Genomic DNA, 13,377 nt, shown 5'->3' with positions numbered 1-13,377 from the left:
GCCTCTATTGCTCGGGCAGGCTTGCCTGCGCGACGTTCGCGGAACCGGCTCCCGCCGTCCCCACCGTGCTGCCCTGGGTCCAGCGCGTCGCCTCGATGATGTTGGTGCCGATCGTGGTGAGCACCGAGATGCGGAGCGGGATCAGGACACGCGTCCCCTCGACGGGTGCGAGCCAGACCGACATCTCGCGGTTCTCCTCCATGAACTTCACCCCCGGCCGGTCCGGGCGGTGGCCGGCCACCGCCTGGTAGCGGGCCGTGCAGACGAGGACCGGGCCGGCATAGCCCGGCTTCTGCACCGGGCGGGTTTCGGCGTAGCTCAGTACCACGTTGAAGCGGGTCGCGCCGTCGAAGACCGGAAGGGTCCGGTTGCAGTTCTCCGGGTCCAGCGGCTCGCCGCGCCCCTGGGTGGGCATCAGCAGGGCGCTGACCGGATCGATGATGCCGCGCTTGTTGGCGGCCGTGACCGGCACGCGGTCCTGCATGTCGACGAGGGGCGGGGTGATCTCGGCCTGCACCACGTTCCCACGCGCCAGCGCCATGCGCACGGCGATCCCGGAACTCGCGGTGTGCGTCGCGATGGAGAAAGCACCCGGCTGCGGCGCCGCCGCGAAGGTTCCGGAGGCCCGGGCCGAGCCCTTGCCGCCGGTGATCGCGCCGACGAGCCCGGTGAGCACCGCCGACACGTCCATCACGTAGCGGTCGCGCTCGAAGGCCCCGGCCAGGCGCGCGGTGCCGATCGGCAGGCCCGCGAGGTTGATGCCGTAATCGACCGCGACAGTCGCGGGCGCCGCCGCCGCCGACTTCGAACGCGGCCGGCGCGTGCCGGCATCGGCCGGTCCCGCGAGAGCGGCGACGGCGAGGAGGCTGCCGGCGAGGCGCCCGATCCCGGGCTTCGTCACAGGCTTGATCATCCGACGGACGGGCGTGGCGCTCATGATCCGGATCGCATCCCAGGACAGGCGGTCCAAGATACCCTCTCGAACGCGCCCTCTCGAACACACCCGCTCGGCGGCATCCCCTCGACGCCCGAAGCAGGGAGAGGCACCTTCCTGCGGGTGAAAGAAGGCTATATCCCGGCATCGTGGTTAACAGACCGTTGGGCGGCCGGGCGGCGCGTCCGTCGGCCGGCACCTTGACGGGGCACGCCTCCGTCGCCTATAGGCTCGCGCCTTCAACAGGACTCCGCCGGACCTGGAACACGCACTGGGCGTTGCCCGATGCGACGATGATCGCGCCGGTCGCGACCAGGTCCTCCTTGAGCGGAACGAGACGGGATCGTAAGTCATCATGGCGCGCCGCTGCGAACTCACCGGCAAGGCCGTTCAGGTCGGCCACCTCGTGAGCCACTCGAACCACAAGACCAAGTGCCGGTTCCTGCCGAACCTGTGCAACGTCACCCTGCAGTCCGACGCGCTGGGCAAGCGCGTCCGCCTGCGGGTCACCGCGCACGCCCTGCGCTCGGTGGAGCACCGCGGCGGCCTCGACGCCTTCCTGATCAAGGCCGGCGAGGGCGACCTGTCTCAGACCGCCCGCCTCCTGAAGCGCGAGATCCACAAGAAGCTCGCCGAGACCCCGGCCGTCGCGGCCTGAGTCTTCGCGCTTCACCGTTCTTGACCGGATGGTTTCAACCGCCGTGGCCATGAAGGCCGCGGCGGTTTTACGCGCGTATGCGGCAGACATGCCAGTCCAGGCAATCCAAAGCTCGGCCGCAGGCTGCCGTCAATTTCCGGCTGATGTCCCTGCGTCGTCTTTGCGAGCGGAGCGAAGCAATCCAGGCGGCGCCACGCTGACAAGCCCCGCGCTGCCCTGGGTCACTTCGCTGCGCTCGTGATGACGGAGGGGGCTTCGACGTCCAAGCTGCGAACACGGATCGTCTATTGCGCGCGGCAGAGCGGGACCTGATTACCGCCGCCCGCTCGCCCCGCGCAGCATCCGGCCCGTCGGGGCCGCGTCGCCGTTCTCCTCGAACAGTTCGGCCAGCTTCTCGGTCATCGCCCCGCCGAGTTCCTCGGCGTCGATGATCGTCACGGCGCGGCGGTAATACCGCGTCACGTCGTGGCCGATCCCGATGGCGAGGAGTTCCACCGGCGAGCGGGTCTCGATCTCCTCGATCATCCAGCGCAGGTGCCGCTCCAGGTAGTTGCCGGCATTCACCGACAGGGTCGAATCGTCCACCGGGGCGCCGTCCGAGATCACCATCAGGATCTTGCGCTGCTCCGGCCGCCCGAGCAGGCGCTTGTGCGCCCAGTCCAGCGCCTCGCCGTCGATGTTCTCCTTGAGCAGTCCCTCGCGCATCATCAGCCCGAGATTCTTCCGCGCCCGCCGCCAGGGGGCGTCCGCCGACTTGTAGACGATGTGGCGCAGGTCGTTCAGGCGACCCGGATTCGGCGGCTTGCCGGCGGCGAGCCACGCCTCGCGGCTCTGGCCCCCCTTCCAGGCCCGGGTGGTGAAGCCCAGGATCTCCACCTTCACGCCGCAGCGCTCCAGCGTCCGCGCCAGGATGTCGGCGCAGGTCGCCGCCACGGTGATCGGCCGGCCGCGCATCGAGCCCGAATTGTCGAGGAGCAGCGTGACGACCGTGTCGCGGAAGTTCGTGTCCTTCTCCTGCTTGAAGGAGAGGGGCTGGTAGGGGTCGATGACCACGCGGACCAACCGGGCCGGATCGAGCTGGCCCTCTTCCAGGTCGAAATCCCAGGCGCGATTCTGCTGGGCGAGTAGGCGCCGCTGCAGCCGGTTGGCGAGGCGGCCGACCACGCCCTGCAGATGGGAGAGCTGCTTGTCGAGGTAGGAGCGAAGGCGCGACAGCTCCTCGGCGTCGCACAATTCCTCGGCGTGGATCACCTCGTCGAACCGGCCGTTGAAGACCTTGTACTCCGGCCCGCGCGCTTCGTTGCCCTGCTTCTGCGGCGGGCGCGACGCTTCCGAAGCCTCCTCGGATTCCGCATCCTCGGCCTCTTCCGGCAATTCGCCCGACGGCGCGTCGGCGGATTCCTGTGCGCCCTCCTCGATCTCGTCGGAGGCCTCCTCGGAGGTCTCGATCTCGGCGCGCTCGCCCTGGCTCTTCTCCTCCGAATCGCCTTCGCTCGGGTTCTGCTCGTCGTCCTGGGCGTCGTTCTCGTCGTCGTTCTCGTCGTCCTCGGCGTCGAACGGCGTCTCGTCCGACATGTCCAGCGACGTGAGCAGCTCGCGCACCGAGCGGGCGAACTTGCGCTGGTCCTCGATCGAGCCGATCAGCCCGTCGAGGTTCTTGCCGGCCTTGGCCTCGATATGCTCGCGCCACAGCTCGACGATCTTGGTGGCGGCCTCGGGCGGCTTCTGACCGGTCAGGCGCTCACGCACCATCAGGGCGACGGCGTCCTCCATCGGGGCGTCGGCCCGGTCGGTGATGGTCTCGTACTTGCCGCCGCGGTGGTAGCGGTCCTCCAGCATCGCCGTGATGTTGCTGGCGACGCCCGCCATCCGGCGGGAGCCGATCGCCTCGACCCGGGCCTGCTCGACTGCGTCGTAGACCGCGCGGGCGGGGGCGTTCTCGGGGGCGAGGCGGCGGTGGACGGCGACGTCGTGGCAGCCGAGGCGCAGCGCCATGGCGTCGGCGTTGCCGCGCAGCACCGCGACGTCCTGCGCCGACAGCTTGCGTGGGGGCTCGGGCAGGCGAGCCTTGTCGCCGGTGAGCGCCGGCCGGTCGGTCGCGTAGGTGACCTCGACCTCGGAACGCCGGGCGATGGCGCGCAGGCACCCGGCCACGGAGCGCTTGAGGGGCTCGGCCACGGGTTCGCGGCGCTCGCCGGGCTTGCGGTTGGAGATGGACATCAGCGCTACCGGTCGTCCTCGAACGCGAAGGGGCGGTTCAGGATCTCGTCCCAGCTGTAGGGACAGTCCGCGGGCAGGGTTTTGGGCGACGGCTTCATCTGCCGGGCCGCTCCGAGGCGGCTGAGACGGAACGCGTCGTGCCGGATCTCGTCGAGGCTCGCCTTCAAGCCCGGACTCTTCCGCATCTGTATGAGGGCGCGCTCCCGATGCTCGGCGATGCTGAGAGCCCAGCTGCGGCTCCGCCGCGCCGGTTGATGATCCCATTTCAGCATGTGCAGAAGGATGATCTCGACTGCGCTCTGGAGCCGGTAAGACTCGCTCAGGCCCACGTCGCTCAGCTCCTCGGCGATATTGTCGAGGTCGAGGGCGTCCACCCGGCCGGCGCGGAGCAGCGCCACCTGCTCCTGGACCCAGGTGTAGAGATCGTCCGCATAGCGCGTCCGCACCCGTGCGTGCGCAGGCGCCTGAGCGTCCTCGCGCGTCGGGGTCGGATGCGCCATCGCGTCCTCCATGCGGGTCAGCTCAGCGCGACGTTCACCGCGCTCTCGGGCAGTTCCTTGCCGAAGGCGCGCTGGTAGAATTCGGCCACCAGCGTCCGCTCCAGCTCGTCGCACTTGTTGAGGAAGGTCACCCGGAAGGCGAACCCGATATCCTTGAAGATGTCGGCGTTCTCGGCCCAGGTGATCACCGTGCGCGGGCTCATGACGGTGGAGAGGTCGCCGTTCATGAAGGCGTTGCGGGTGAGATCCGCCACGCGCACCATCCGGTTGACGATGTCGCGGCCCTGGTCGCCCCGGTAATGGATCGCCTTGGACAGCACGATGTCGACCTCGCGGTCGTGCGGCAGGTAGTTCAGGGTCGTGACGATCGACCAGCGATCCATCTGGCCCTGGTTGATCTGCTGGGTGCCGTGATAGAGGCCCGACGTGTCGCCCAGCCCCACCGTGTTGGCGGTGGCGAACAGCCGGAAGGCCGGGTGCGGGCGGATCACGCGCTTCTGGTCCAGCAGCGTCAGGCGGCCCGACAGCTCCAGCACCCGCTGGATCACGAACATCACGTCCGGCCGGCCGGCATCGTATTCGTCGAAGACGAGGGCCACGTTGTTCTGCAGCGCCCAGGGCAGGATGCCGTCCTGGAAGGCCGTCACCTGCTTGCCGTCCCGCAGGACGATGGCGTCCTTGCCGACCAGGTCGATGCGGGAGACGTGGCTGTCGAGGTTGATGCGGATGCACGGCCAGTTCAGCCGGGCGGCGACCTGCTCGATATGGGTCGACTTGCCGGTGCCGTGATAGCCGGTGACCATCACGCGGCGGTTGCGGGCGAAGCCGGCCAGGATGGCCAACGTCGTCTCCCGGTCGAAGATGTAGTCCGGATCGAGATCGGGAACGTGTTCCTCGGGTTCGGCATAGGCCGGGACCTGAAGGTCGAGATCGATGCCGAAGACCTCGCGGACGGAAACGGTGCGGTCGGGCAGCGCGGCGGGCGTATCGTCAGAGAGCATTCGGAACCTCGTGAGGCGCGGGCGCTCCACTTCCAAGAGTGAAGCATCCGCGCGGAAGAACGTCGAGCCGGGCCTCCGCGGCGGGGCGGCGCCATCCTTAAACGGCCGGGCGCCGGGGCGCCACCGACAGGCACAGCCTCCATATAGGGTGTCGCCGCGCGGTTTCCCCTATCCTGATACCAGTCCGGCCTGCATCCTTCGTGCCGTTCAGCAGAGGCCGGCCCCGCGCAGCACGTCGTGGGCGCGGATGATGTCGCGCAGCCGCTCCTCGAACGAGCGGTCGCCCCCATTGGCGTCGGGGTGGAAGCGCTTCACCAGCGCCTTGTACTGCGCCTTGATGGCGGCCGTGTCCGCGCCGTCCTCCAGCCCCATGACGTCGAGGGCGCGGCGCACCGCGGCCGAGTGTCGAGGCTTCTGCGGCTCCGGCTGGCGGGCACGCCGGCGCGCGTCGCCCACGCCCTCGCCGCGCAGGATGCCCAGCGGGTCGACATAGGCCCAGTCCCGCGGCGGCTCGTCGGCCGGCTTGGCCTCGCCCGCCCGGTTCACGCCCATCGCCCAGGTCGGCCGGTGCCCGATGATCGCGTCCTTCTGGTAGGCCTGCACGGCGGCATCGTTCATGCCGTCGAAGTAATTGTAGGTGGCGTTGTAGGCGCGGACATGGTCGATGCAGAAGCGCCAGTACTGACCTTCCGCCTTCCGGCCCTTCGGCGCCCGATGCAGGCCCGGCTGGGTGCAGCCCGGGCTCTCGCAGACCGCCTCGGCCGCAGCCGAGGCCTTCGGCTCGTCGCAGGATGGTTTGATCCGGATGCTGTCGAACAGGCGCGAGTTGAGATCCATGACGGGCCGATTATGAGGGGGCGGACCTGAGACACAAGGGCACTGGGCCTGATGACGCATGCGCGAGATCGGGCTTGACGGATGGCAGGGATGCGACGCGATGGCTGACGGTGCAAACGGGAACGGCACGCTCCGGGATTGGATGGAAGCGCGATTGCGGGAGCAGCTCGCGCCGGCGCGCCTCGACGTGATCGACGAGTCGCATCTGCATGCCGGACATGCCGGGGCACGGCCGGGCGGCGAGACCCATTACCGGCTCGACATCGTCGCGGCGGCGTTCGAGGGCAAGAGCCGCGTGGAGCGGCACCGGCTGGTGAACGCGTTGCTCGATGACGCGTTCAAGCGGGGACTTCACGCCCTCGCCCTGCGCGCGCGCACACCCGCCGAGGCCGCCTGAACCGCGAACGCCGCGTCGGCGGGGAGGCGGTCCGGGTCTTGGTCCGGAAGAGGGTTCGGGAGGCGTCGCCGGCCCTGCGCGCAGGCAGCACCGTGGGCGGCGGCGTACGCAAGCGCGTTGCTCGCCACCGGGTCGCCCGATCGCGCTTGTGGGGACTTGGCGGGTCGGCGGCCCGCGCCAGGCGCGGAGACAGGAACCGGGATATGGCCATGGGGACCCCGATCTGCATCCGCCTGACCGCCGGCCTCGTGCCGGATGGGCGGACACGCCCTGTGCACACCACCGGGGTCGGGAGGCCGCCATGTCCCTGCGGGTGACGCCGCGCATCGCCATCGACGAGGCCGAGATCGACCTGTCCTTCATGCGCGCCTCGGGCGCGGGCGGCCAGAACGTCAACAAGGTCGAGACGGCGGTTCAGCTCCGCTGGGCCGTGCTCGCGTCGGCGTCCGTGGATGACCGGGTCAAGGCGAATCTGGTGCGGCTCGCCGGGCGGCGGATGACCAAGGACGGCGTCCTGGTGCTCAGCGGGCAGCGGCACCGGACCCAGGAGCGCAATCGCGCCGACGTCCTCCAGCGCCTCGTCGACCTCGTTGCCGAGGCCGCCAAGCCGCCCCCGCCGATCCGCCGCCCGACGAAGCCCACGCGGGGTTCGCAGGAGCGGCGCATCGGCGCCAAGAAGAACCGCGCCACGATCAAGCAGGGCCGCGGCAGCATCCGGGATTCCGACGGCTGACCCGGGCGGTCGAAGCGGTCGCTCAGTGGATCGCGTCGATGATCGCGGCCTTCGGGCTGGCATCCGGGGCCGGCGAGGAGCCCGCCACGAGGGTGCTGCCGGGCTTGGCGATCGTCAGCACGATCGCGATCAGGGCCAGGATGGCGGCCAGCGCCGCGGGAAACAGGAAGGCCGATTCGCCGTAGCGGATGTCCAGCAGACCGCCCACTACCGCGCCGGTGGTGAGCCCGGCCCAGAGGGGCGCCTGGATCCAGAACGACGGGGCGACCGTGCCGAGCAGAAGGTTGGCGCAGCCGGTGCCGAAACGGACGACCGCACCGGTGACGTAGGTCAGAGCGAGGGAGCGGCCGCCGTCGTCCTGCAGTGTCGCGTTCTGGAGCCCCAGGGCCAGGACGATCGGGTAGGCGTGCAGCGGATAGGCGAAGGTGCCCCAGGGCATCAGCAGGCCGCCCGCGAGCAGCAGCGCCTGGAGCGTCAGCAGGACGGCGAGGCGCCAGCGGCCGACCCAGGCGGCGATCAGCGTGCCCAGGAAGGCGCCGAAGCAGAAGATGCTGATGGTGCTGGCAACCCGGGTGACATTCTCCCAGTCGCCATTGGACACCGCGACGCCGAAGCGCGTGGTGTTGCCGGACATGAACGACATGAACAGCTGCGAGAATTCCAGGAACCCGATGGAATCGGCGCAGCCCGCGAGTGCGGCCAGTGCGATCGCGAAGGGGATTCGGGTTCGGGGATCGGCCGGGAACGACTTGTCGGCAGGCGGTTCGGGCTTCCGCTCCGACGCCCCGCCGCCCGTCCTGTTGCCGTAATCCGCCATGCTGATCCCCCGATCGAGCGGCCACGCCTGTCGCGGCCGACTGACAATGGACGAACAGCCCAGCGGTTTCATGCCGCTGTGCGGCGCAACACAACGACGCGGCCCGGCACAGGCCGGCCGGCCTCGCGCCGGACTGACGCGGGTTGCAGGGTCAGGACGTCCAGTCCGGAGCGCGCGGCGGTCGCGGCGATGTACCCGTCCGCGTGGGCGTAGCGTCCGTCCTCACCGAGGATCGACCCGACGCCGTCGTGGGACTGTACCGTGACGGCGGCGAGTCCGCCGGGCCGCAGGACCCGGCCGATCTCCCCCAGAAGGGGACCGAGATCCGCCACGTAGATCAGGACGTCGGCGGCGAGGCAGAGATCGGCGGAGCCTGCAGGGATCTCGGACAGGACGTGCGTGAGATCGCCCGCGATCAGGYGGTCGTAGAGCGGGCGGCCCTGCCAGGATTTGGCCCGCGCCAGCGCCAGCATCCCGGGCGACAGATCGATCCCGACGAGATGGTCGATCCGGTCCCGCAGGGCGGCGCCCATCAGGCCGGTGCCGCATCCGAGGTCGAGGGCGACCGTGAAGCTCGGCGGGACCGGCGGCAGGGCGTCGCGGACGAGCCGCGGGCCGACATAGCCCAGGCCGTCCACGAGATGACGCTCGAAGCGCGGTGCGTAGCCGTCGAACAGAGCCCTGACATGGGCAGCCGAGAGGGCCGGGAGGCCGTCGCTGACGCCCAGGCGGACGAGGTGGGGGCGCACGCCCAGCGTGTCGTCGGGGTCGCAGTCGAGGGCGCGGGCGTAGGCGCGCGCCGCGGCACCCAGGGCCGCCGGATCGGCGCCGGCTGCGGCCAGCCCCTCCCGCGCCCGGCCCAGGAGCAGCCAGGCCGGTGCGTAGCGCGGGGCGATCTCCAGGGCCTGCTCCGCGAGGTCGGCGGCCACGGCATGGTCGCCCTCGGCCAGACAGGCCTCCGCGTATCGGTAGCGGCGGTCGGCGAGGAGGTCGCCGGAACTGAGCTGCGAGGCCATGCGTCTGCCGGATCGGGGGCGCCTATATACCGGGGCCACCGGCGGATTCCACCGGCAGCACGGACCCGATGCCGATACGAGCCAGCGATCTCCTCACCCTGACCCGCGAGGGTCTCTACTGCCCTCTCGGCCGATTCCACGTCGATCCGACCTGGCCGGTGGAGCGCGCGCTGATCACGCACGGCCATGCCGATCATGCCCGGTCGGGCCACGGCCACGTCCTGGCGACCCCCGAGACCCTGCGGATCATGGCGGTGCGCTACGGCGCGGATTTCTGCCGCCAGCGGCAGGAAGCACAACTCGGCGAGCCGATCCGCATCGGTGACGTCACCGTCCGCTTCGCGCCCGCCGGCCACGTCCTCGGCTCGGCGCAGATCGCCATCGAGCGGGAGGGCGTACGCGTGGTCGTCTCGGGCGACTACAAGCGCGCGCCGGATCCGACCTGTCTGCCCTTCGAGGTGGTGCCCTGCGACGTGTTCATCACCGAAGCGACCTTCGGGCTTCCAGTCTTCACGCATCCCGACACGCGGGGCGAGGTCCGCAAGCTCCTCGACTCGGTGTCACTGTTCCCGGAGCGGGCGCACATCGTCGGCGCCTACGCCCTCGGCAAGGCGCAGCGGGTGATGGCGCTGCTGCGCGAGGAGGGCTGGGACCGGCCGATCCACCTGCACGGGGCGATGGAGAAGCTGACCGCCCTCTACAAGGACGAGGGCCTGCCCCTCGGCGACACGCCGAAGGTGGTGGCCGCCGAGCGCAAGGACCTGCACGGGGCGATCGTGATCTGCCCGCCCTCGTCGATCCAGGACCTGTGGTCGCGGAAATTTCCCGATCCCGTGACCTGCTTCGCCTCGGGCTGGATGCGGGTGCGCGCGCGCGCGCGCCAGAAGGGCGTCGAGCTGCCGCTGGTGATCTCCGACCATTCCGACTGGCCGGACCTGTGCCGCACCATCCGCGACACCGGCGCCGAGGAGGTCTGGGTGACGCACGGGCAGGAGGACGCGCTGGTCCACTGGTGCGGGACGCAGGGCATCAAGGCGAAGCCGCTGCACCTGCTGGGCTATGGCGACGACGGCGAAGCCGAGCCGGGCGCCGCAGAGGCGGGTTCCGGGACGGAGGCGGCGGCGTGAACGACTTCGCCAAGCTCCTCGACCGCCTCGCCTACGAGCCCCGCCGCAACGCCAAGCTGCGGATGCTCCAGGATTTCTTTGCGCGCACGCCCGATCCCGAGAGGGGCTACGCGCTGGGCGCCATGACCGGCACGCTGAGCTTTCGCGAGGCCAAGCCGGCGCTGATCCGCGGGCTGGTGGAGGAGCGGATCGATCCGGTGCTGTTCCGGCTGTCGCACAATTACGTCGGCGACCTCGCCGAGACCACGGCGCTGATCTGGCCGGGGCCGATGGAGGCACCGCGGGAGCCGGGCTCCGGCCACAACAACCCGCCGCCGCATGTCCCGACCCTGGCGGAGGTCGTCGAGACGCTGGCGACCATCCCCAAGCGCGAACTGCCCCGCCATCTCGCGGACTGGCTCGACGCCCTCGACGAGACCGGGCGCTGGGCGCTCCTGAAGCTCGTTACCGGCAACCTGCGGGTCGGTGTCTCGGCGCGGCTCGCCAAGACTGCGGTGGGCGCACTGGGCGGCCACGAGGCCGACGCGGTGGAGGAGGTCTGGCACGGTCTGACGCCGCCCTTCGAGACCCTGTTCGCCTGGGTCGAGGGCCGGGCCGAGCGCCCCGAGACCCTCAACCCCGCCCCGTTCCGACCGCCGATGCTGTCGCATCCGATCGAGGAGGAGGCCGATCTCGAGAAGCTGGAGCCCGACGCCTTCTCGGCCGAGTGGAAGTGGGACGGCATCCGTGTCCAGCTCGTCGGCGGCCGCGACCGGGCGGGGGTGCAGGTCGGAAAGATCTATTCCCGCACCGGCGAGGACATCACCGGGGCGTTCCCGGATCTCGCCGAGGCCATCACCTTCACCGGGTCGCTGGACGGCGAACTGCTGATCCTCCGAGAGCGACGCGTGCAGAGCTTCAACGTGCTCCAGCAGCGCCTGAACCGGAAGGCCGTGACGGGGAAGCTCCTGGAGGAGTTTCCGGCCCACGTGCGGGCCTACGACCTCCTCACGCTGGAGGGCGACGACCTGCGCGTAGAGCCTTTCGCAGCCCGGCGGCAGAAGCTGGAGGCCCTGGTCACGCGCCTCGACCACGCGCGGATCGACATCTCTCCGCTGGTGCCCTTCGCCGACTGGGAGGCGCTGGCGGCCGCCCGGGCGGATCCGGCGTCGGTGGGCGCCGGCGCGGATGCGGACGCCATCGAGGGCGTGATGCTCAAGCGCCTGAACAGCCCCTACCTCCCGGGCAGGCCCAAGGGGCCGTGGTGGAAGTGGAAGCGCGAGCCGCACATCGTCGATGCCGTGATGATGTACGCCCAGCGCGGGCACGGGAAGCGCTCGTCCTTCTACTCGGACTACACGTTCGGGGTCTGGCGGGAGGCCCCCGAGGGCGGGGACGAGCTGGTGCCGGTGGGCAAGGCCTATCACGGCTTCACCGATGCCGAGCTCGCCAAGCTCGACCGCTACGTCCGCAACAACACCACCAAGCGCTTCGGCCCGGTGCGCGAGGTCGCCCACGGCCGCGAGGCCGGCCTCGTGCTGGAGATCGCCTTCGAGGGCGTGCAGCGCTCGACCCGGCACAAATCGGGGGTGGCGATGCGTTTCCCCAGGGTCAGCCGCATCCGCTGGGACAAGCCGCCGTCGGAGGCCGACCGGATCGACGTGCTGGAACGCATCCTCGCCCGGGGCGAGCGCGAGATCGCCCCGGGGACGACGCCGATGGAGACGACCGCATGAGACAGGGCAGGATCGGTCCGGTCGAGGCGCTCGCCTCCGGCGCGGTGGCGCGCCACGCGAGCGGGCGCCTGACCATTGCGACGCCGGGACAGGGATTTACGGATTTCACCGCGGCGGTGGCGGATTTCGTCCGCGGCAGCGGAATCCGGGACGGCCTCGTCACGGTGTTCTGCCGGCACACCTCGGCGTCGCTCACCATCCAGGAAAATGCCGACCCCGACGTCCAGACCGATCTGATGACCGCGCTGGACGGGTTCGCGCCGCGGCATGCCGGTTACGTCCATGGCGTCGAGGGACCGGACGACATGCCGGCCCATATCCGCACCCTGGTCACCGATTCGGCGCTCACCGTCCCGCTGGTCGAAGGCCGCCTCGCGCTCGGCACGTGGCAGGGGATCTATCTGATCGAGCACCGCGACCGGCCGCACCGGCGGGAGATCGTCCTGAGTGCGATCGGCGCGTGACGCCGCCGAAGGCCCGTTCGGCCGACCTCTTGCCATCGACCCGACGGCGCGATCAGCAACATGCGGCTACACACCGCCGGTTAACCATATCGGGCGCTTATGCCTCTCCGTGGGATCGCCTCTCGTGCCGGTCCCGCGGACGGAGACCCCGATGAGCCTTTTCACCGCGCTCTCGAACTCGATATCCGGCGCCTCGGCGCAGTCGCTGGCCCTGAACAACATCTCGGGGAACATCGCCAACACCCAGACGGCGGGCTTCAAGTCCACCGAGACGAGCTTCGCCGACATGCTGGCCCAGACCGAGGGCGGCACCCAGCCGGCCGGCGGTGTGCTGTCGAGCACGCGCAACAGCCTCAACATCCAGGGCACGGTGCAGTCGACCGGCGTGTCGACCAACCTCGCCATCTCGGGCAACGGCTACTTCATCGTCCGGGAGAATAGCGGGACGCCCCAGAGCCCGAGCTTCACTGGTGAGACCGGCTACACCCGGCGCGGCGACTTCGCTCCGGACGCGAACGGCTATCTCACCAATGGCGCGGGCTACTACCTGTTCGCCGGCCCCTCGGCGAGTGCCCCCGTCCAGGTCCCGACCGGCACCAACACCCTGTCGGGCCTCACGGTCTCGCCGGCCGGCACGCTCACGGGCACGGCCGCGGACGGCAGTTCCGTGGCGCTGGGCTCGCTGACGCTGGCGCAGTTCGGCATGCAGGACAACCTCGCCTCCCTCGACGGCGGCACCTACGTGGCCACGGGCAAATCGGGCACGCCGAGCTACGGCCTCAACGGCGCGACCATCGCGGCCGGCTCCGTGGAGCAGTCGAATGCCGGGATCTCGGACCAGTTCTCGAAGATGATCGAGACACAGCAGGCCTACACGGCCAACACCAAGGTCATGAGCACCACCGACCAGATGCTTCAGGACGCCATCGCGATGTACACCTGAGGCGGCGCGAAGCCG

Annotated in this window: 14 protein-coding genes; 7 read left to right on the top strand and 7 right to left on the bottom strand. The window is 70.2% G+C overall.

Going from position 1 to position 13,377, the window contains the following annotated elements; translation table 11 throughout:
- Positions 1–4 precede the first annotated feature (4 nt).
- On the bottom strand, positions 5–913 hold the full coding sequence (locus ACXJKQ_RS02600; protein ID WP_457104242.1) for a DUF3108 domain-containing protein: 909 nt from the start codon (positions 911–913) through the stop codon (positions 5–7).
- Positions 914–1,289: 376 nt separating this feature from the next.
- Between ACXJKQ_RS02600 and rpmB the strand changes: the two genes are divergently transcribed.
- Positions 1,290–1,592, top strand: coding sequence for a 50S ribosomal protein L28 (rpmB, locus tag ACXJKQ_RS02595; protein WP_058190906.1), 303 nt, complete (start codon positions 1,290–1,292; stop codon positions 1,590–1,592).
- A 312-nt stretch (positions 1,593–1,904) separates the two neighbouring features.
- Here rpmB and cobT read toward each other — a convergent pair whose 3' ends face one another.
- The 4 genes from cobT to ACXJKQ_RS02575 form a co-directional block, all read right to left on the bottom strand.
- Positions 1,905–3,812 carry a cobaltochelatase subunit CobT gene (gene cobT, locus ACXJKQ_RS02590; protein WP_457104205.1) on the bottom strand — a complete coding sequence of 636 codons (1,908 nt, stop codon included), beginning with the start codon at positions 3,810–3,812 and terminating at the stop codon, positions 1,905–1,907.
- 5 nt (positions 3,813–3,817) lie between these two features.
- Complete coding sequence (locus ACXJKQ_RS02585; RefSeq protein ID WP_457104204.1) at positions 3,818–4,312, bottom strand: DUF29 domain-containing protein; 495 nt, start codon at positions 4,310–4,312, stop codon at positions 3,818–3,820.
- A 17-nt stretch (positions 4,313–4,329) separates the two neighbouring features.
- Entirely contained in the window at positions 4,330–5,313 is a 984-nt protein-coding gene (cobS, locus tag ACXJKQ_RS02580; protein WP_457104203.1) for a cobaltochelatase subunit CobS, read from the bottom strand.
- 207 nt (positions 5,314–5,520) lie between these two features.
- A complete protein-coding gene (locus ACXJKQ_RS02575; RefSeq protein WP_457104202.1) occupies positions 5,521–6,150 on the bottom strand; it encodes a J domain-containing protein in 630 nt (209 codons plus the stop codon).
- A gap of 100 nt (positions 6,151–6,250) precedes the next feature.
- On the opposite strand from ACXJKQ_RS02575, the gene ACXJKQ_RS02570 reads away from it, so the two are divergent.
- On the top strand, positions 6,251–6,547 hold the full coding sequence (locus tag ACXJKQ_RS02570) for a BolA family protein (RefSeq protein ID WP_457104201.1): 297 nt from the start codon (positions 6,251–6,253) through the stop codon (positions 6,545–6,547).
- 301 nt (positions 6,548–6,848) lie between these two features.
- Entirely contained in the window at positions 6,849–7,280 is a 432-nt protein-coding gene (gene arfB / locus ACXJKQ_RS02565; protein ID WP_457104200.1) for an alternative ribosome rescue aminoacyl-tRNA hydrolase ArfB, read from the top strand.
- Between the two features lie 22 nt (positions 7,281–7,302).
- Here arfB and ACXJKQ_RS02560 read toward each other — a convergent pair whose 3' ends face one another.
- Together ACXJKQ_RS02560 and ACXJKQ_RS02555 are read right to left on the bottom strand one after the other, a co-directional pair.
- On the bottom strand, positions 7,303–8,097 hold the full coding sequence (locus tag ACXJKQ_RS02560) for a YoaK family protein (protein ID WP_457104199.1): 795 nt from the start codon (positions 8,095–8,097) through the stop codon (positions 7,303–7,305).
- A gap of 68 nt (positions 8,098–8,165) precedes the next feature.
- Complete coding sequence (locus ACXJKQ_RS02555; protein ID WP_457104198.1) at positions 8,166–9,113, bottom strand: methyltransferase domain-containing protein; 948 nt, start codon at positions 9,111–9,113, stop codon at positions 8,166–8,168.
- Between the two features lie 68 nt (positions 9,114–9,181).
- Here ACXJKQ_RS02555 and ACXJKQ_RS02550 point away from each other — a divergent pair, with 68 nt between their 5' ends.
- From ACXJKQ_RS02550 to ACXJKQ_RS02535, 4 genes are all read left to right on the top strand, one after another.
- Positions 9,182–10,240, top strand: a complete 1,059-nt coding sequence (locus ACXJKQ_RS02550) for a ligase-associated DNA damage response exonuclease (protein ID WP_457104197.1) — start codon at positions 9,182–9,184, stop codon at positions 10,238–10,240.
- Positions 10,237–11,955: a cisplatin damage response ATP-dependent DNA ligase gene (locus tag ACXJKQ_RS02545; RefSeq protein ID WP_457104196.1), complete on the top strand. Its 1,719-nt coding sequence runs from the start codon at positions 10,237–10,239 to the stop codon at positions 11,953–11,955. The genes ACXJKQ_RS02550 and ACXJKQ_RS02545 overlap by 4 nt, the downstream gene beginning before the upstream one ends.
- Complete coding sequence (locus ACXJKQ_RS02540; protein WP_457104195.1) at positions 11,952–12,419, top strand: secondary thiamine-phosphate synthase enzyme YjbQ; 468 nt, start codon at positions 11,952–11,954, stop codon at positions 12,417–12,419. The genes ACXJKQ_RS02545 and ACXJKQ_RS02540 overlap by 4 nt, the downstream gene beginning before the upstream one ends.
- A 151-nt stretch (positions 12,420–12,570) precedes the next feature.
- Positions 12,571–13,362, top strand: a complete 792-nt coding sequence (locus ACXJKQ_RS02535; protein WP_457104194.1) for a flagellar hook basal-body protein — start codon at positions 12,571–12,573, stop codon at positions 13,360–13,362.
- The last annotated feature ends 15 nt before the right edge of the window (positions 13,363–13,377 follow it).

Source organism: Methylobacterium sp. P5_C11 (genome assembly GCF_054049775.1).
This window is presented reverse-complemented; position numbering and strand designations above follow the sequence as displayed.